Origin of the sequence: Rhizobium sp. BK661 (genome assembly GCF_024808825.1) — a bacterium.
Lineage (GTDB): Bacteria > Pseudomonadota > Alphaproteobacteria > Rhizobiales > Rhizobiaceae > Rhizobium.
The window spans coordinates 92,535-110,338 of record NZ_JANTYT010000009.1; the positions used below are offsets into that span (position 1 = coordinate 92,535).

19 protein-coding genes are annotated in these 17,804 nt (G+C 58.7%); 11 read left to right on the top strand and 8 right to left on the bottom strand.

Going from position 1 to position 17,804, the window contains the following annotated elements; all coding sequences use genetic code 11:
• Position 1: 1 nt before the first annotated feature.
• Positions 2-1,204, bottom strand: a complete 1,203-nt coding sequence (locus tag FHX16_RS18965; RefSeq protein WP_183756954.1) for an amino acid ABC transporter permease — start codon at positions 1,202-1,204, stop codon at positions 2-4.
• Positions 1,205-1,295: 91 nt separating this feature from the next.
• A complete protein-coding gene (locus FHX16_RS18970) occupies positions 1,296-2,321 on the bottom strand; it encodes an amino acid ABC transporter substrate-binding protein (RefSeq protein WP_016553805.1) in 1,026 nt (341 codons plus the stop codon).
• 370 nt (positions 2,322-2,691) lie between these two features.
• Here FHX16_RS18970 and FHX16_RS18975 point away from each other — a divergent pair, with 370 nt between their 5' ends.
• A complete protein-coding gene (locus tag FHX16_RS18975; RefSeq protein WP_183756952.1) occupies positions 2,692-3,882 on the top strand; it encodes a cystathionine beta-lyase in 1,191 nt (396 codons plus the stop codon).
• Here the strand turns inward: FHX16_RS18975 and FHX16_RS18980 are convergent, their stop codons facing one another.
• Complete coding sequence (locus tag FHX16_RS18980; RefSeq protein ID WP_183864168.1) at positions 3,883-5,037, bottom strand: FAD-dependent monooxygenase; 1,155 nt, start codon at positions 5,035-5,037, stop codon at positions 3,883-3,885.
• 27 nt (positions 5,038-5,064) lie between these two features.
• The gene (locus tag FHX16_RS18985; RefSeq protein ID WP_016553808.1) at positions 5,065-5,310 is read right to left on the bottom strand and encodes a zinc-finger domain-containing protein; all 246 of its coding nucleotides are present in this window, start codon (positions 5,308-5,310) and stop codon (positions 5,065-5,067) included.
• Between the two features lie 156 nt (positions 5,311-5,466).
• On the opposite strand from FHX16_RS18985, the gene FHX16_RS18990 reads away from it, so the two are divergent.
• The 7 genes from FHX16_RS18990 (at position 5,467) to clpA (ending at position 11,861) form a co-directional block, all read left to right on the top strand.
• Positions 5,467-6,249 carry an alpha/beta fold hydrolase gene (locus FHX16_RS18990; protein WP_183864169.1) on the top strand — a complete coding sequence of 261 codons (783 nt, stop codon included), beginning with the start codon at positions 5,467-5,469 and terminating at the stop codon, positions 6,247-6,249.
• A gap of 115 nt (positions 6,250-6,364) precedes the next feature.
• Positions 6,365-7,198: a serine O-acetyltransferase gene (gene cysE / locus FHX16_RS18995; RefSeq protein ID WP_183756949.1), complete on the top strand. Its 834-nt coding sequence runs from the start codon at positions 6,365-6,367 to the stop codon at positions 7,196-7,198.
• Between the two features lie 124 nt (positions 7,199-7,322).
• Positions 7,323-7,526, top strand: a complete 204-nt coding sequence (locus FHX16_RS19000) for a DUF3126 family protein (protein ID WP_016553811.1) — start codon at positions 7,323-7,325, stop codon at positions 7,524-7,526.
• A gap of 208 nt (positions 7,527-7,734) precedes the next feature.
• Positions 7,735-8,142, top strand: coding sequence for a DUF3597 domain-containing protein (locus FHX16_RS19005; RefSeq protein WP_259129689.1), 408 nt, complete (start codon positions 7,735-7,737; stop codon positions 8,140-8,142).
• Positions 8,143-8,360: 218 nt separating this feature from the next.
• Positions 8,361-8,732 (top strand): phasin family protein, encoded by a 372-nt coding sequence (locus FHX16_RS19010; RefSeq protein WP_183756947.1) that lies wholly within the window; start codon positions 8,361-8,363, stop codon positions 8,730-8,732.
• A gap of 263 nt (positions 8,733-8,995) precedes the next feature.
• The gene (clpS, locus tag FHX16_RS19015) at positions 8,996-9,349 is read left to right on the top strand and encodes an ATP-dependent Clp protease adapter ClpS (protein ID WP_183864171.1); all 354 of its coding nucleotides are present in this window, start codon (positions 8,996-8,998) and stop codon (positions 9,347-9,349) included.
• Positions 9,350-9,359: 10 nt separating this feature from the next.
• Positions 9,360-11,861, top strand: a complete 2,502-nt coding sequence (gene clpA / locus FHX16_RS19020) for an ATP-dependent Clp protease ATP-binding subunit ClpA (RefSeq protein ID WP_259129691.1) — start codon at positions 9,360-9,362, stop codon at positions 11,859-11,861.
• 79 nt (positions 11,862-11,940) lie between these two features.
• Here the strand turns inward: clpA and FHX16_RS19025 are convergent, their stop codons facing one another.
• From FHX16_RS19025 to FHX16_RS19040, 4 genes are all read right to left on the bottom strand, one after another.
• Positions 11,941-12,366, bottom strand: a complete 426-nt coding sequence (locus FHX16_RS19025) for an HIT family protein (RefSeq protein ID WP_183864173.1) — start codon at positions 12,364-12,366, stop codon at positions 11,941-11,943.
• Between the two features lie 53 nt (positions 12,367-12,419).
• On the bottom strand, positions 12,420-13,610 hold the full coding sequence (locus FHX16_RS19030; RefSeq protein ID WP_183756944.1) for a GNAT family N-acetyltransferase: 1,191 nt from the start codon (positions 13,608-13,610) through the stop codon (positions 12,420-12,422).
• A gap of 78 nt (positions 13,611-13,688) precedes the next feature.
• The gene (locus FHX16_RS19035; RefSeq protein ID WP_183864174.1) at positions 13,689-14,408 is read right to left on the bottom strand and encodes a glycerophosphodiester phosphodiesterase; all 720 of its coding nucleotides are present in this window, start codon (positions 14,406-14,408) and stop codon (positions 13,689-13,691) included.
• Positions 14,408-14,872 carry a RidA family protein gene (locus tag FHX16_RS19040; RefSeq protein WP_183864175.1) on the bottom strand — a complete coding sequence of 155 codons (465 nt, stop codon included), beginning with the start codon at positions 14,870-14,872 and terminating at the stop codon, positions 14,408-14,410. The genes FHX16_RS19035 and FHX16_RS19040 overlap by 1 nt, the downstream gene beginning before the upstream one ends.
• 137 nt (positions 14,873-15,009) lie before the next feature.
• Between FHX16_RS19040 and FHX16_RS19045 the strand changes: the two genes are divergently transcribed.
• The 3 genes from FHX16_RS19045 (at position 15,010) to rpsB (ending at position 17,671) form a co-directional block, all read left to right on the top strand.
• Entirely contained in the window at positions 15,010-15,846 is an 837-nt protein-coding gene (locus FHX16_RS19045; RefSeq protein WP_183864176.1) for a cell envelope integrity EipB family protein, read from the top strand.
• A gap of 115 nt (positions 15,847-15,961) precedes the next feature.
• Positions 15,962-16,675 carry a pentapeptide repeat-containing protein gene (locus tag FHX16_RS19050; RefSeq protein WP_405049296.1) on the top strand — a complete coding sequence of 238 codons (714 nt, stop codon included), beginning with the start codon at positions 15,962-15,964 and terminating at the stop codon, positions 16,673-16,675.
• A gap of 228 nt (positions 16,676-16,903) precedes the next feature.
• Positions 16,904-17,671 carry a 30S ribosomal protein S2 gene (rpsB, locus tag FHX16_RS19055; protein ID WP_016553822.1) on the top strand — a complete coding sequence of 256 codons (768 nt, stop codon included), beginning with the start codon at positions 16,904-16,906 and terminating at the stop codon, positions 17,669-17,671.
• Positions 17,672-17,804 lie beyond the last annotated feature (133 nt).

Consider the following 17,804-nt stretch of genomic DNA (forward strand, 5'->3'; position numbering starts at 1 on the left):
CTTATCTCTCCACCAGAGCCATCTTGGCATTGAACCAGTTCATCAACAGCGAGGTGAGGATGCTGAGGGTGAGATAGACGACCGCCCAGATAAAGACGATTTCGATCGCCTGGCCCGTCTGGTTAAGGATCGTGCCGCCGACCGCAACGAGATCCGCGAAGCCGATGGCAATGGCCAGCGACGAGTTCTTCGTCAAGTTGAGGTATTGGCTGGTAAGTGGTGGAATGATGATGCGCAAAGCCTGCGGGACTACGACGAGGCGCGTAACACTTGCAGGATGCAGACCAAGCGCACCGGCTGCCTCGGATTGACCCTTCGGTACACCGCGAATACCCGCGCGGACGATTTCGGCAATGAAGGCCGCCGTATAGAAGGACAACGCCAAGAACAGCGACATGAATTCCGGCCCGACGACCGCGCCACCGGTGAGATTGAATTTTCCGGCCACGGGTACGTCAAACGACAGCGGCATGCCGGACAGCAGGAACGCCAGAAGCGGCAGGCCGACGACGAGTGCAGTCGATACCCAGATTGTATGGAATTGCTTTCCAGTTGCGGCTTGGCGCTTGTGCGCCCAACGCGCGACGAATGCGGATGCCACGATCCCAACGAGGAAGGCCAGGCCGACCGCCCACATGCCTTCGCCGAAGATCGGTTTGGGAAACGCGAGCCCGCGATTGTTGAGGAATACGTTCAGCGGCAGATGCAACGACTCGCGAGCCCCTGGCAGGACGGCAAGAACGCCCTGATACCAAAAGAAGATGACGAGCAGGGGCGGGATGTTGCGGAAGACCTCGACATACACCGTGCAAAGCTTGGCGATCAGCCAGTTATGCGACAGGCGGCCGATGCCGACGACAAAGCCGATGATCGTTGCCGTGATAATGCCGGTAACCGCTACCAGAACGGTGTTGAGGAGGCCGACCACCAGCGCGCGGCGATAGGTGGCGTCGCTGGAATAGCCGATCAGCGACTGGCCGATGTCGAAGCCAGCGCGCCCGTTCAGAAAGCCGAAGCCGGAAGCGGTGCCGGAGCGTGCCAAATTCTGGGCCGTGTTGTGGGCGATCCACCATACGAAGCCAACAATGACGACGATGGTGAGAACTTGGAAGAAAATACCCCGATACCTCGGGTCGTAGAGCGCTGACTGGAAGCTCCAGCCAGTGCTTTGCACATGCGACGTGTGCACAGCCTCTTGCGTCATGCCGAGCCTAATCCCCTATGAGCCCGTTTTCGGGCTTTTCTCTTTGTGGTGGGAAGGCGGAAAACCGCCTCCCCACAGTTTCGTCAGTCGATCAACGTACCGGCGGTGCGTATTGGAGGCCGCCCTTGTTCCACAGCGCGTTCAGACCACGCTCGATCTTGAGCGGGCTGCCCTGACCGACGTTGCGTTCGAAGACTTCGCCATAGTTGCCGACGCCCTTGATGATGTTGTAGGCCCATTCGTTGGTGAGCCCCATGTCGGTGCCGATTTTCGTATCGGTTTCCGTGCCGAGGAAGCGCTTGATGTCAGGATTCGCGGAGTTCTTCATCTCATCGACGTTGGCCTGGGTGATGCCGAACTCTTCTGCGGTGACGAGCGCATAAGCCGTCCACGAAACGATGTCGAACCATTGGTCGTCACCCTGGCGAACGGCCGGGCCGAGCGGTTCCTTGGAAATGATTTCCGGAAGGACCATGTGCTCGTCGGGGTTCTTCAGCGTCAGACGCAATGAGTAGAGGCCAGACTGGTCGGTCGTGTAGACGTCGCAACGGCCGGCGTCGTAGGCGGCGTTGACTTCCTCAAGCTTTTCGAAAACGACCGGATTGTACTGGAGGTTGTTCGACTTGAAATAGTCTGCGAGGTTCAGTTCGGTGGTTGTGCCGGACTGCACGCAGACAGCCGCGCCGGAAAGTTCGAGCGCCGACTTCACGTTGAGGCTCTTGCGAACCATGAAGCCCTGGCCGTCATAATAGGTAACCGGGCGGAAGTTGAAGCCCTGTGCCGTATCGCGGTTGATCGACCATGTCGTGTTACGCGACAGGACGTCGATTTCGCCCGACTTCAGAGCCGGGAAGCGGTCCTTGGCCGACAGTGGCGTATATTTTACCTTGGTCGGGTCGCCGAAAACGGCCGAAGCGATTGCCTTGCAGAAGTCGACGTCGAAGCCAGCCCAATTGCCGGAAGCGTCAGGCTGCGCGAAACCGAGAAGGCCGGTGTTGACGCCGCACTGAATAAAACCCTTTGCCTTGACGTCTTCGAGCGTGGTGGCAGAAGCTGCCGAAGCGCCAAGTCCGAAGACTGCTGCGCCGATGGCGGCCGACAGAAGCTTAATCTTCATTTTTCCCAACCTTTTCCTTTGTCTTATCTTTTTGTGGGAGCGTCGCTGAAGCAAGCAAAACCTCCCATATGGCTCGACACCCTCCCGGCGCGAGCAGTGCTATCTCAGTCGCAAATGTCACCACGGTCAAGTGTCGCAGTGAAAGATTGCGTGATATTTCGGCAATTCCCTAATTGAGGCGCGCAAAATAAGCAGATGGCTAACGAAATGGCGGCGTTTTGCCGAAAAAAATCGCGCAAAATCACTGATATATCTGCAGAATCCTCAGATAGGCGGACATTTTACCCAATTTTCCTTCGGGGTTGACCGATCGTTTTGACCGGTTCAAAAAGTTTGCCGACTGCATCCCACCGCCAAAGGCATTTCCGACATGACAGATAAAGACGGCCTGCTTCAAAACGCAGGCATCAACACGCGCCTTTCCCACCTCGGCAACGATCCGGCCGAATACCACGGTTTCGTCAATCCGCCGGTTGTTCATGCCTCGACGGTGCTCTTTCCCAATGCAAGGGCGATGGAAACCCGCGCGCAGAAGTATACTTACGGAACACGCGGTACCCCGACAACGGACGCCCTTTGCGAGGCGATCGATGCCCTCGAAGGCTCTGCTGGGACAATCCTCGTCCCGTCGGGCCTGGCGGCGGTTACCGTCCCGTTCCTGGCTTTCCTGTCTGCCGGTGATCATGCGCTGATCGTCGATTCCGTCTATGGGCCGACTCGGCATTTCTGTGACACCATGCTGAAGCGCCTGGGCGTTGAGGTCGACTATTACGACCCGATGGTCGGGGCGGGCATCGAGGCGTTGATCAAACCGAACACGAAGCTCGTCCACACAGAAGCTCCGGGGTCGAATACCTTCGAAATGCAAGATATTCCGACAATTTCCGCGATTGCGCACAAGCACGGCGCAATTGTAACGATGGACAACACCTGGGCGACGCCGGTCTATTTCAAGCCGCTCGATTTCGGCGCCGACATCTCCATTCACGCAGCCACCAAGTACCCGTCCGGCCACTCGGATATCCTGATGGGAACGGTTTCGGCGAACGCCAAATACTGGCCGCAGTTGCACGAAGCCAACATTACTCTTGGCATTTGCGGCGCCCCCGACGACGCCTATCAGATCCTGCGTGGGCTGCGCACCATGGGTGTTCGCCTGGAGCGCCACTATGAAAGCGCGCTGACCATCGCCAGGTGGCTCGAGGGCAGGGAGGACGTCGCCACGGTGCTCCATCCGGCGCTTCCGAGCTTCCCTGGGCACGAACTGTGGAAGCGCGACTTCAAGGGCGCGAGCGGCATCTTCTCCTTCGTTCTTGCGGTTGACGCTCCGGAGAAGTTCAAGGCCAAGGCGCATGCCTTCCTTGACGCACTGCAGATCTTCGGCCTCGGTTGGTCGTGGGGGGGCTTCGAAAGCCTTGCAGTCCATGTCAACTTGAACGATCGCCGCATTCGAAAGGCGCCGACTGAAGGACCGGTCATCCGCCTGCAGATCGGGCTCGAGGATGTCGTCGATATCAAGGCCGATATCGAGCGCGGTTTTGCCGCGGCAAAAGCCGTCTGATCAGGTGCCGGCTCGGTAGCCGTAAATCCAGTCGAGATCCGCCGCAAGGCTTTGCGGCGGTCGCAACCCCAGGACGATGTCACGGCCGACGCGGATTGGCCCGCGCGCGTGATAGGCAAACTGGTTGAATGCACCACGCTTGCGCAGTCGCGCGATCCGCGGAGCGCGATGCGTCTCGAACAACTGCAAGGCCTCAGCGACGGGCCGTGCGGCTACGAACATAGCTAGCTCGTATGCATCCTCGATCGCCATTGCAGCACCCTGAGCCGCAAACGGCATCATGGCGTGAGCGGCGTCGCCGATAAGAACACTGTCACGGCCATTCTGCCAGCGTCCGTCCGTTGTTTCGTAGAGGGGCCAGAAGGTCATGCCGCGTGCGTCGGCAAAAATCCGCGTCATGGCAGGGTGCCATCGGGAAAACCGTGAAAGCAACTGTTGGCGTTGCGATTCCGTTGGTCGCGTCGTCCAGTCGTGCGACACGGCATTGCCTGTCGTGATCGCCACCATATTGAAACCGTTGGTTTCGCTCAGCGGATAGCAGACGAGATGTGCTGATGGACCAAGGAAAGCAGAGACGCTTGTCGGTTCAAGAAACGCGGGTGCGTTCGCCGCATCGATCGTGAAACGGTAGGCAATGTTCCCCGAGAAGCGAGGCGAGGGCGCGCCATCGATGCTCTCTCTTACCTGCGACCAGACGCCGTCGGCGCCAATCAGAAGATCCCCAGGACCGCCGGAAACGTCCGAGAGTGTCCCGCGCCCGATCTGCGCTCCGAGATGCAGTTTGCAGAGTGGCTCCTTGGCGACTGCATCAAGCAGTGCCCGCTGCAGCGAGGCGCGATGCAGGACGCCATAAGGGGCTCCCCATCGGGCGCGCGCAAATCCGCCGGCCGGAACGGCTGCCAGTTGACGCAAGGTGGTTCCGGATACGAGTCGAATGGAGTCTGGCTCCAGCCAGATGTCGGTGAGGCGCTCGAGGATGCCGAGCTCCGCCAGAATGTGAGCGGCATTCGGCGAAATCTGCAGACCAGCGCCGACCTCTGTCAGTTCAGGGGCTTGCTCGAAAATCTCGGAATGGATGCCGCGCCGTGCCAGTGCAAGCGCAACGGTAAGGCCAGCGACACCCGCGCCGACGATGGCGGCATGTTCAGCCGGCATGGGCTGTCCGATCCCGAGTTGGCGCTCTTAGGCAGCCTTGACGTGGAAGACGCAGCCGGCCGGATTGGTCTGGTTTGCCTTCAGCGCGCCATTCAAGCGGTAAAGGGTCGAGCAGTACGAGCAGACCTTCTCGTTCTCGTCGCCCATGTCGATGAAGATGTGCGGATGATCGAACGGAACGGAGGCGCCGGTGCACATGAACTCCTTCACGCCGACTTCGATAACGCGGTGTCCGCCGTCGTTCTGGAAGTGGGGAATGTTGTGGCCGGCCATGCTCGTCTCCGAATGCTTCGTAAATGTGCGCGGACCTTATAGTCGTTCATCGCAAATGTGTAGAGCCAAAGAGAGGCAGGACGCACAGTTTTTGCAACTGCGAGGGTTTCAGTTCGGCGGCCTATAAAATATGGTCCGGCAAAAAAGGACAGTCTGATGAACTTGAATACGCCCGTCTTTTCCAGCTTCACGCATAACGGTCTGAAGCTTGCCTTCTTCGACGAAGGTGATCCGTCGGGCGTGCCGGTGCTGCTGATCCACGGATTTGCGTCAAGCGCCAACGTGAACTGGGTTTATCCGGGCTGGCTGAAGACATTGGGCGATGCGGGCTACCGGGTCATTGCCATCGACAACCGGGGACATGGCGCAAGCGACAAGCCACGCGATGCCGAGGCCTACCGCCCCTGGCATATGGCGAGCGACGCCATCGCGCTGCTCGATCACCTCGGGATTCCCGAAGCCAACCTGATGGGCTACTCGATGGGAGCCCGCATTTCTGTGTTCGCGGCGCTCGCCCATCCCGACCGCGTGCGTTCGCTGGTCCTCGGCGGCCTCGGGATCGGGATGACGGACGGAGTCGGCGACTGGGATCCGATTGCGGATGCCTTGTTGGCGGCTTCCCTCGATGATGTCACCCATGACCGCGGGCGAATGTTCCGGGCTTTTGCCGACCAAACAAAAAGCGACCGTGATGCGCTCGCCGCCTGTATCAAGGGGTCGCGCGATCTCGTTGCGCGGTCCGACATGGCGAAGATCGAAGCTCCGACCTTGATCGGCGTCGGAACCAAGGACGACATCGCGGGTTCAGCCGAGGAACTCGCCGCACTGATGCCTCGCGCGACGGCGCTTGATATCCCCGGCCGCGATCACATGCTGGCCGTCGGCGATCGGGTCTTCAAGAAGGCGGTGCTGGAGTTTTACGCCGAAGTCGCCGGATAGCGACTTGGCTTCTGTTGTGGCAGGTGGGAACGATGCAAGATTGCCGAAGCACCCATTTATGTTAACAGGTTTTTGCCCTATATAGAGCCGATCTACGCATACGAGGAGACCTTTCATGGTCGCAAAGACAGACATTCGCTCTCTTGAGACGGGCAACCCCCTCAAGGTGATAGATCCGATCTGGGACAGCCTGCGCGAGGAAGCGCGCGCCGCCGCGGAAAGTGATCCGGTGCTGGCCGCGTTTCTCTACTCGACGGTACTCAATTACCGGTCGCTGGAAGAGTGCGTGATCTATCGTATCTGCGAACGTCTCGACCATCCCGACATGCAGGCGATTTTGCTGCGCCAGACCTTCGATCAGATGTTGGAGGATTGGCCGGAGTGGAGCGCGATCCTGCGTGTCGACATCCAAGCGATTTATGATCGTGATCCCGCATGCCTGCGTTTCATGGAAGCGGTGCTCTACTTCAAGGGATTCCATGCGCTGCAGACGCACCGCCTCGCGCATTGGCTGCTGAACCGCGGCCGGCGCGATCTGGCGCTGTATCTGCAGAGCAGATCATCAAGCGTGTTCCAGACCGATATCAATCCGGCCGCGCGCATCGGCAGAGGCATCTTCCTCGATCACGCCACCGGGCTGGTCGTTGGTGAGACCGCCGTGATCGGCGACAATGTATCGATCCTGCATGGCGTCACCCTTGGCGGCACCGGCAAAGAAGGCTCGGACCGCCATCCGAAGATCGGCAGCGGTGTGCTGATCGGCGCCGGCGCCAAGATCCTCGGTAACATCGAGATCGGCTATTGCTCGCGCATTGCCGCTGGCTCAGTCGTGCTGAAGGCGGTGCCGCCCAAGACCACCGTGGCAGGCGTTCCGGCCAAGGTGGTCGGAGAAGCAGGGTGTTCGGAACCGTCGCGAATAATGGATCAGGTGATCGGCGCGGATATCTGAGCCGCGCGTCACCTAACAGTTGGCATATCGGCGGGGATAGCGTTGTGCGTGGGTCCCCGTGCCTTTACAGCGCCGTCTTTCCCATGCAAGAAGCGGCCAACCGAGACCGCTCAGGAGATGCAGTGTGAAGCCCGAAGAAATCAAGAAACTCGACGCCTATTTCAAGCGCACGTTCAACCCCGAGGTCATCGTCAAGGCACGCCCGCGAAAGAACGATTCCGCTGAAGTGTATCTCGGCGAAGAATTTCTGGGTGTCGTCTATATCGATGACGAGGACGGCGACCGCTCCTACAATTTCTCGATGGCGATCCTCGACGTCGATCTCTGAAATCGGATCGATGGGCGGTCTGTTGGCCGCCCGTCAATCCAGCGGTGTCCCGCCCCACGCCGCCCAAGCCGCGATCGCTAACCTCCGATTGTTTCCTACCGCAGAGCAATCTCTAGCGGAAAATTGGGCAACCTTCTCTGGACCCATCCGTCGAACGCTCCATCTCCTCCGCTGAGCATGTGCTCTAGGCTAGGAAGGGATGTTGAGAATGGGTATTTTCGACAAGATCAAGAACGCGATTTTTGGGAAAGCTGTGGCTGCTCCAGTTACTCCGTCTGCCACACCTGCGGCTGCGCCGAGCGCCGCGCCCACGGCCACACCCCAGCCGGCACCGACGGCCGCGTCACCCGCCGCTGCGACCATTGACATCGTGCCACTGCTGGATGCGGCAGTGAAGAAGAGCGGACAGAAGCTGGATTGGCGCCGTTCTATCGTCGATCTGATGAAGGCGGTCGGCATGGACGCGAGCCTTGCGGAGCGCAAGGAACTTGCCGCCGAACTGGGCTTTACGGGCGATCCGCATGACACCGCCACCATGAACATGTTCCTGCATAAGGCATTGATGAAACGCCTTGCTGAGAATGGCGGAAAAGTTCCGGCTGACCTTCTCGACTGACCCGACGGTTCCATTGGCATCGCGACGATATTTTTGATGAAATCTCTGGTTGCGGTGTCCTGATATATTTTAGGGAAATCAAATGCAGCGCGTTGACTAAGAGCGAGAGCCGGGCTCGACACTCGCATAGGATGTTGTGCGATGCACAACAATACTTGACTATTTGTGCGTTGCAGCTAGGCTCCATCAAGCCACACATGCCAAGGAGGATGATGGTCATGTTGAACTTCGACGACGTCAATCGGAAGAACAAGGAAGCCATGGACACGGTCCTGAAGAGCTATTCGGAGACTGCCAAGGGTTTCCAGGCCATTGCCGCCGAAGCCGTGGAGTATTCCAAGAAGTCGTTCCAGGACACGGTCACGCATTTTGAAAGCCTGTCGGGAGCGCGTAGCTTTGAAGCTGCCTTCGAGCTGCAGACCACCTATGTGAAAACCGCATACGAGAACTTCGTGAGCGAAGCCACCAAGCTCGGCGAAATGTATTCCGATCTCGCCAAAAGCGCTTACAAACCATACGAGGCGCCTGTTGCGGCAGCGGCCGCCAAGGCGATGAAGACGGCTCCAGTTGTTGCGCCCGCTGCGGCGTAACCATAACCGGCAATTGCCGTACAGCTCTTGAAAATCGAAGACCGGCTACGCATCTGCGGCCGGTCTTTTCTTTTTTCACAATGCCCGTCGCATGCCCACCACCCGGTTTCTGTGTCTTTGCATCAAGACTGGCCGAATTGTGATTGCAGTGTGAAACGAGGGGCTTAAAATCGCTCCAGGATGGACTAAGTTAGTATTTCGAATATTCGGCGGGAAACCACTCCTCCCAGCTTCTTGCCGGACTGATCGAGGAATGAAAGAAAATGGTCGCAGAGCCGATCCGGATGCAAAACGACAGCGAAAGGAACGGGGACAACGGAAATCGCGGAACCTCGGTCATTACACGTACAAAGCCGAAGACCAAGAAGCCTAATCTCTACCGTGTGCTACTCCTGAATGACGACTACACTCCCATGGAATTTGTCATTCATATCCTCGAGCGTTTTTTTCAGAAGGATCGTGAAAGTGCCACCCGCATCATGCTCCACGTCCACAACCACGGCGTCGGTGAGTGCGGAATATTTACATACGAGGTAGCGGAAACGAAGGTGAGCCAGGTGATGGACTTCGCCCGACAGCACCAGCATCCGCTGCAATGCGTCATGGAAAAGAAGTGAGGATCTGAACGTGCCAACATTTTCGCCTAGTCTTGAGAAGGCGCTCCATCAGGCACTGACCTTTGCCAACGAGCGGCATCATGAATATGCCACGCTCGAGCATCTGCTGCTCGCCCTGATCGACGATGCCGATGCGGCCGCGGTTATGGGAGCCTGCAATGTCGACCTCGACGCGCTGCGCAAAACGCTTGTTGAATATGTCGATAACGAACTCTCCAATTTGGTCACTGGCTATGACGAGGACTCCAAGCCCACTTCCGGCTTTCAGCGCGTCATTCAGCGAGCGGTGATTCATGTGCAGTCGTCCGGGCGTGAGGAAGTGACAGGGGCCAACGTCCTCGTCGCGATCTTCGCCGAGCGCGAGAGCCACGCCGCATACTTCCTGCAAGAGCAGGAGATGACCCGATACGATGCCGTCAACTATATCTCTCACGGGATCGGCAAGCGCCCCGGCGCATCCGAGGCTCGTCCGCCGCGTGGCGCCGATGACGGCGAATCCGAGAGCAAGCCAGCTTCGCGCAGTAGCGGTGACCAGGAGGAAGGCGGCTCCAAGAAGCAGCAGGACGCCCTGAAGGCCTACTGCGTAAACCTCAACGAGAAGGCCAAGAGCGGCAAGATCGATCCGCTGATCGGCCGGCAGTCCGAGGTCAACCGCACGATTCAGGTTCTGTGCCGCCGATCGAAGAACAACCCGCTCTATGTTGGTGATCCCGGTGTCGGCAAGACGGCGATTGCTGAGGGCCTGGCCAAGCGCATCGTTGAAGGCAAGGTGCCGGAAGCCCTGGCCGATGCCACGATCTTCTCGCTCGATATGGGCACGCTGCTCGCCGGTACGCGCTATCGCGGCGATTTCGAAGAACGCCTGAAGCAGGTCGTCAAGGAGCTCGAAGAATATCCGGGCGCCGTGCTCTTCATCGACGAAATCCATACCGTCATCGGTGCGGGTGCGACGTCAGGCGGCGCGATGGATGCCTCGAACCTTTTGAAGCCGGCTTTGTCCTCGGGCGCGATCCGTTGCATCGGTTCGACGACGTACAAGGAGTATCGCCAGTTCTTCGAGAAGGATCGCGCTCTGGTTCGTCGTTTCCAGAAGATCGATGTCAATGAACCCTCGATCGATGATGCGATCGAGATCATGAAGGGCCTGAAGCCGTACTTCGAAGAGTATCATCACCTGCGTTACTCGAATGAGGCGATCAAGACGGCTGTCGAGTTGTCGGCCCGCTACATCTCGGACCGCAAGCTGCCCGACAAGGCGATCGACGTCATCGATGAGACCGGGGCCGCACAGATGTTGCTGCCACCGTCCAAGCGCCGCAAGCTGATCACCGAAAAGGAGATCGAGGCAACGGTCGCAACGATGGCACGCATCCCGCCGAAGACGGTGTCGAAGGACGATGAAGCTGTCCTTGCCAATCTCGAGCAGGAGTTGCGCTCGGTCGTTTACGGCCAGGACAACGCGATCGAAGCGCTATCGACCTCGATCAAGCTGGCGCGCGCCGGCCTTCGCGAACCGAACAAGCCGATCGGCTCCTATGTCTTCTCCGGCCCGACCGGCGTCGGCAAGACGGAGGTTGCCAAGCAGCTGGCGTCGTCGCTCGGCGTCGAACTGCTGCGCTTCGACATGTCCGAATACATGGAGCGGCACACCGTATCGCGTCTGCTCGGCGCACCTCCTGGCTATGTCGGCTTCGACCAAGGCGGTCTCCTGACCGATGGCGTCGACCAGCATCCGCACTGCGTCGTGCTGCTTGACGAGATCGAGAAGGCGCATCCCGACATCTACAACATCCTGTTGCAGGTGATGGATCACGGCGCGCTGACCGACCACAACGGCAAGAAGATCGACTTCCGCAATGTCATCCTGATCATGACGACAAACGCGGGCGCATCGGAGATGGCCAAGGCTGCGATCGGTTTCGGCTCGTCGAAGCGGACGGGCGAAGATGAGGAGGCATTGACCCGCCTGTTCACGCCGGAATTCCGCAACCGTCTCGACGCGATCATTCCGTTTGCGGCGTTGCCGACTGAGGTCATCCACAAGGTGGTGCAGAAGTTCATCATGCAGCTGGAGGCGCAGCTTTCCGAACGGAACGTCACCTTCAACCTGCAAGAGGACGCAATCTCCTGGCTGGCTGAAAAGGGTTACGACGACAAGATGGGCGCCCGCCCGCTCGCTCGCGTAATTCAGGACGTCATTAAGAAGCCGCTGGCGAACGAAATCCTCTTCGGCAAGTTGCGGAAGGGCGGCGTCGTCAACGTTACGGTCGGTCCGAAAGAAGATGGCAAGCCCGGTATTGTCCTCGAAGCCGTATCGGACAACGCGCCGATCAAGCCGAAGCCAGAAGCCGAAGTTGCCCATCCCGAGGCTGACGATGTGGATGACGGCGAACTGAAGACGAAGGCCCGCCCGAAGAAGACGACGGCCAAGAAGGCTAAGGCCGCCGCCGATCCCGAGGTCAAGAGCTTGCCCAAGAAGGGTAGTGCGGTTCCACGGGTTCCAAAGAAGTAAATGAACAAAAGGCGGCTCGAGTGGCCGCCTTTTTCTTTGCTGCTATCTTCGCCAACGCTAGGTCGGTACTCGGCGTTGATTAGAGTTCAGCCTTGATCTTTTCGGCATTCGCGGCGAGCACCGCATTGTCCTCCATCTGGCCAGAATGAGGACGCAGCGCCATTCCCTCGTGACGTGGGATCACGTGGAAGTGCAGGTGGAAAACGGTCTGGCCGGCGGCGGGTTCGTTGAACTGGCAGACCAAGACGCCATCGGCGTCGAAGGCTTCCTTGACTGCGTTGGCAATCTTCTGGACAACGGGGATCGTCTTGGCGAGAACGACAGGGTCAGCGTCGAGCAGGTTGCGTGACGGCGCCTTCGGAAGGACGAGTACATGGCCAGGCGCCTGCGGCATCACGTCCATGAAGGCAACCGTGTCGCTGTCCTCGTAAATGCGGTGCGAGGGAATTTCGCCGCGCAGGATCTTGGCGAAAATATTGTTGCTGTCGTAGGCGGCGCTGGTCATACGAACTCTCCTCATTACTGCTGTGATCGCGTAGCGCGACAGGGGCGAAAGCGTCAATCCTCCTGCTGGCGTTCGCCCTTTCGAAACGGGCTGTGCTCGGTCAGGATCTCGTTCATGTGTTCGATGTCGTCGCGCTCGCGTTCGAGATAGTCGGAGATTGCCCGGCGCAGTCCGGAATGGGCAACGTAATGCGCGGAATGGGTTGTCACCGGCAGGTAGCCGCGTGCGAGCTTATGCTCGCCCTGGGCGCCAGCTTCGACGCGCTTGAGACCCTTTGCCAGGGCAAAGTCGATCGCCTGGTGGTAGCAGACTTCGAAGTGCAGGAATGGGTGATCCTCGACGCAGCCCCAATGACGACCATAAAGCGTATCGCCGCCGATGAAGTTGATCGCACCGGCAATATAGCGACCGTCACGCTTTGCCATCACGAGCAGGATGTCGTCGGGCATGCGCTCGCCAATCAGCGAGTAGAACTTGCGGGTGAGATACGGTCGGCCCCATTTTCTGCCGCCTGTATCCATGTAGAATTCGAAGAACTGGTCCCAGATCCGCTCGGTCAGGTCACCACCGGTCAGCCAATCGATGCTGATGCCGTGGTCAAGCGCGGTGCGGCGCTCCTTTCGAAGCGCCTTGCGCTTGCGTGACGCGAGCGTTTCCAGAAACTCCTCGTGATTGGCATAGCCCTCATTGATGAAGTGGAACTGCTGGTCCGTCCTGTGCAGGTAATCCTCGCCCTCAAAGATCCCAATCTCGTCCTCGGGTACGAAGGTGATGTGTGCGGAAGAGACGCCAAGCTGGCGTACGACCTCCTTGAGGCTCTCGGCTATGGCGTGCTGGATCGGCAAGCGCTGTAGCCCCTCGGTCACAAGCAGCCTCGGGCCGGTCGCCGGTGTAAAGGGAATGGAGCATTGGAGCTTCGGATAGTACCGTCCGCCCGCTCGCTCGAAGGCATCTGCCCAGCCGTGGTCGAAAACATATTCGCCCTGGCTATGGTTCTTGAGATAGCCGGGCAGGGCACCGATAAGCTCGCCTTTGTCCGTTTCCAGGAGAAGATGGTGGCCCATCCAGCCGGATTGCGCAGTCGCCGATCCGGATTCTTCCAATGAAGAAAGAAAGGCATGCGACACGAAAGGATTGTAGGTGAGCGCGGTGCTCTTTGGGGAGGTCCCGGAAAGCCGCGACCAGCTCTCCGGGGAAATCGCGGTGAAAGACCGCTCGATGCGGATTGAAAGTTCGTCTGTCATGGAGCGAATGCGAGACCGTTTGGGAGGAGAATGGGGCTCACCAGCAGTCTGCGCATGATCTTGTCCAAAAAGCGAGCATCAAACCGAAAGGCGCGGATCGAATCCCTCGAATGTCATCTGGTCGGCATTCTCAAAGGTGTGCTTTCGTGCCTTTTCGTCACGGACGGTCCAAGTGATGACCATGACACCCTTTTCGCGCTGCGCCGTGATGAATGGGTTTGGCAGATCCGCGAAGAAGTAAGAAATGAAGTCAAGGCCGAGTTCCATGGCCTTTTCGTGGACTTCGAACTCTTCCGGTTTGTTGCCGCCGGCCGTCAGCCCGAGCGGATAGGGGGCATTCAGCCCCTTCAGGTCGCGAAGCAGCCAGTGGTCGAAGCTCATCAGGGCGACCTTGCCTTCATACCCTTCGAGCACTTCGAGAACGGCTTCCGCAAAGCCCTCGTCGTCGGCCTCACGGCCCTTCAGTTCGATGACCAAAGGCACTTGACCCTTTACGAGATCGAGCAGCTGACGCAGCGTTGGAATCTTGTCGGCTGTCCCGCCGACGGAGATGAGGCCGAGCTCTCGTGACGTACGCTCGCGCACGTCTCCCTTGAGATTGCACAGGCGCTCCAGGTCCTCGTCGTGGAAGACAACAGGCACGCCGTCAGAAGCGTAGTGCAGGTCGCATTCGATGGCGAAGCCCGCTTCGACTGCGCGCGAAAACGCGGAAAGCGTGTTTTCCCACACCGCCTTGTTGAGATCATGGTAGCCGCGATGAGCGACCGGCTGTTCCTTGAGCCATGCAGCGGAGGTCATCAGGCAATTTCCACAATCGCGTCGATTTCAACAGCAGCATTCAGGGGCAGCGCGGCCATGCCGACGGCGGCGCGCGCGTGCTTTCCGGCCTCACCGAGTACGGCTCCGATCAGGTTGGAGGCGCCATTGATCACGAGGTGCTGTTCGACGAAGTCGGGGGTCGAAGCCACGAAGCCATTGAGCTTGATAACACGTTTGATGCGACCAAGATCGCCGTCGAGAGCAGCTCGTGCCTGAGCAAGGATATTGATCGCACAGAGCTCCGCCGCGCGCTGGCCAGCTGCGACGTCGACGGTCTTGCCCAGATGACCGGTGATGATCTTGCCGTTTTCGAGCGGCAACTGCCCGGAGATGTAGAGGAGGTTCCCGCTGATGACGTAAGGAACGTAATTTGCGGCCGGTGCGGCAGCTTCAGGCAGGGATATCCCCATTTCTTTCAGGCGCGCAACGATTTGATCGGACATTTTCCTCTCCGCTTTTATTGTCAATAGTTCTAAAATTATGCATCAAGGCTTGGAATCAAGATTGTGACATTTTCGAGCCTCGATTTGGCCGAAAGCGTTCTTATAACATTGCAGGCGAGTCCAACAGGAGATTGTCAATGTTCCGATCGAGTCTTGCCGCAGTTCTTTTGGCGAGCGTTTCGACGACCGCCTATGCGGCGGCGCCAGTAACGAGTGCCGCAATTGCGACCGGTCTCGTTGCCCACAGGGCGGTCTACGATCTGGAATTGAAGGATGCCTCCGAGCGCTCTGGTATTTCGGGCATGTCCGGCCGTATGGTGTATGAGTTCGACGGCAACTATTGCACCGGCTTTACCACCAACTTCCGCTTTGTGACGCAGATCGACACCGGCGATACTGTCCGCGTCAGCGACCAGCAGACGAAGACCTTCGAGAATCTCAAGGATCGCAGGTTCACCTTCGACACGAAATCCTTCACCGACGACCAGCTTGATAAAGAAGTCAACGGCGCCGCCCAGGACCTGGCCGAAGGTGTGAAGGTTGCCCTGACGCAACCGGCCAGCAAGGAACTGCAGCTTGGCGCAAGCCGTTTCCCGACGGAGCACATGCTTGATGTGATCGAGAATGCCAAGGCAGGCAAGCGCCTGTTCGAGGCACGCGTCTTTGACGGCTCGGATGACGGTGACAAGGCGCTGGTGACGACGACTGTCGTCGGCAAGCAGGTGGCGCCGGCGACCGATGAGGCCGATGCGGGCAATGCCGGCGCCTTCTCGAAGGCCGCCTTCTGGCCCGTCACGATCTCGTATTTCAATGAGAATACCAAAACGGATACGTTGCCCGTGTATCGCATGTCGTTCAAGCTCTACGAAAACGGCATCACCCGCGATCTGACCATGGACTACGGCGACTTTGTTTTGACCGGCAGGCTTGCCAAGCTCGAGCTGCTCGACAGCAAGTCGGCTGCCTGCAAATAATCGTCGCGGCTGGCCGCGATCGCGATTGTCGCTATGTCTAAGTAAACCCTCTCTATGCTACTAATTCAAATGGCGCGCTGATTTCAGCGCAAGGGTCGGATTTGGAGTGAGAATCTTGGCGATACGGCATGGTGTTTTGGGTGGTGGGCTCTTCGGTATCTCGACTGCGGTCGCGCTAATGTGGCTCACCGGCGCCCCACCACTGGCGTCGGATTGCAGCAGCATGCCGGTGGCTGGAATCGACTGGAGGGAGTGCACCAAGAAAAATCTCATGTTGCAGGGGAGCGACTTTCAGGGCGCCAACCTGGCTGACGCAGATCTCAGCCTGACCAATCTCAGCGGTACCAATTTGTCCTCCGCGAATTTCGAGAAAGCAACGCTGGTGCGGGCTTGGTTCACAGGGGCACAAGCTGGCAAGGCGAACTTCTCGAAGATCGAGGCCTATCGCTCTGGCTTCGAGAATGTCTCTGCAGAAGGCGCGTCGTTCGCGGGGGCAGAACTGCAACGCTCGAATTTCAGTGGTGCCAAGCTCAGCGGCGCAAATTTCGAGAAAGCCGAACTTAGCCGCGCCAGCTTCGCCAGGGCCGTTCTCACCGGTACCAAGTTTTCTCTCGCGAACCTGTCGCGCGCCGATCTGAGTCGGGCAACTCTTGAAGGACCGGCAGCGTTCGATCGCGCCTTTATGTTTCTGACGCGAATCGAAGGACTTGATTTGTCTGCCGCGACCGGTCTCGAGCAGGCTCAAATCGATCTTGCTTGCGGCGATGCGAAGACGAAGTTGCCTGCCGGACTTTCCGCTCCGGCGAGTTGGCCCTGCGAATCCGATTGATTGTGCAGGTGTAGCGCAGCTAGTTGTGCGTCACATCCCTGGCTTCCCTTGTCGCTTTTTTTGCCGAGAGCCTTGATTTTCCGCGGAAGGGGGGGTATGGGCACCCGCATTCCACACGTAAGGCATGGGATTGTCCGGGAGAAATCCGGATGGTTCCGCCCGGTGGCATCCTCGAAGAGGGGGTGCTGTTAGCCTTGCGGAGGTTCAACCGGAAAAGGATAACAAGGCATGGCATTGCCCGATTTTTCTATGCGCCAGCTCCTCGAAGCAGGCGTCCACTTCGGCCACCAGACGCACCGCTGGAACCCGAAGATGAAGCCGTACATTTTCGGCGATCGTAACAACATCCACATCATCGATCTGGCTCAGACCGTTCCGATGCTGTCGCGCGCCCTGCAGGTTGTCTCCGACACCGTTGCTCGTGGCGGCCGCGTTCTCTTCGTTGGCACCAAGCGCCAGGCTTCTGAGCTCATCGCTGACTCGGCCAAGCGTTCCGCTCAGTACTATGTCAACTCGCGTTGGCTCGGCGGCATGATGACCAACTGGAAGACGATCTCCAACTCGATCCAGCGTCTGCGCAAGCTCGACGAAATCCTGTCTTCGGAACAGTCTGGCTACAACAAGAAAGAGCGCCTGAACCTCGAGCGCGAGCGCGAAAAGCTCGACAAGGCTCTCGGTGGTATCAAGGACATGGGCGGCACGCCTGACCTGATGTTCATCATCGACACCAACAAGGAAAAGATCGCGATCGACGAAGCCAAGCGCCTCGGCATCCCGGTTGTCGCAATCATCGACTCGAACTGCGATCCGGACCTGATCGACTATCCGATCCCGGGCAACGACGACGCTTCGCGCGCCATCGCTCTCTACTGCGACCTGATCGCTCGTGCAGCTATCGACGGTATCGCTCGCCAGCAGAGCTCGTCGGGCCGCGACCTCGGCGCATCGATCGAAGCTCCGGTTGAGCCGGCGCTCGAAGGCGAAGCCGAAGCCTGATAAAAGAAGCAGGCGGGTCGAATGGTCCGCCATGCTTTCCAGAGATTGGGAAAGGCCGCTCGCGACTCTCAGAAGTTCGGCGGCCTTGACCGTTTCAGGCGAGGGAAATCAGTCCTTCGCCATACAAGTTTCG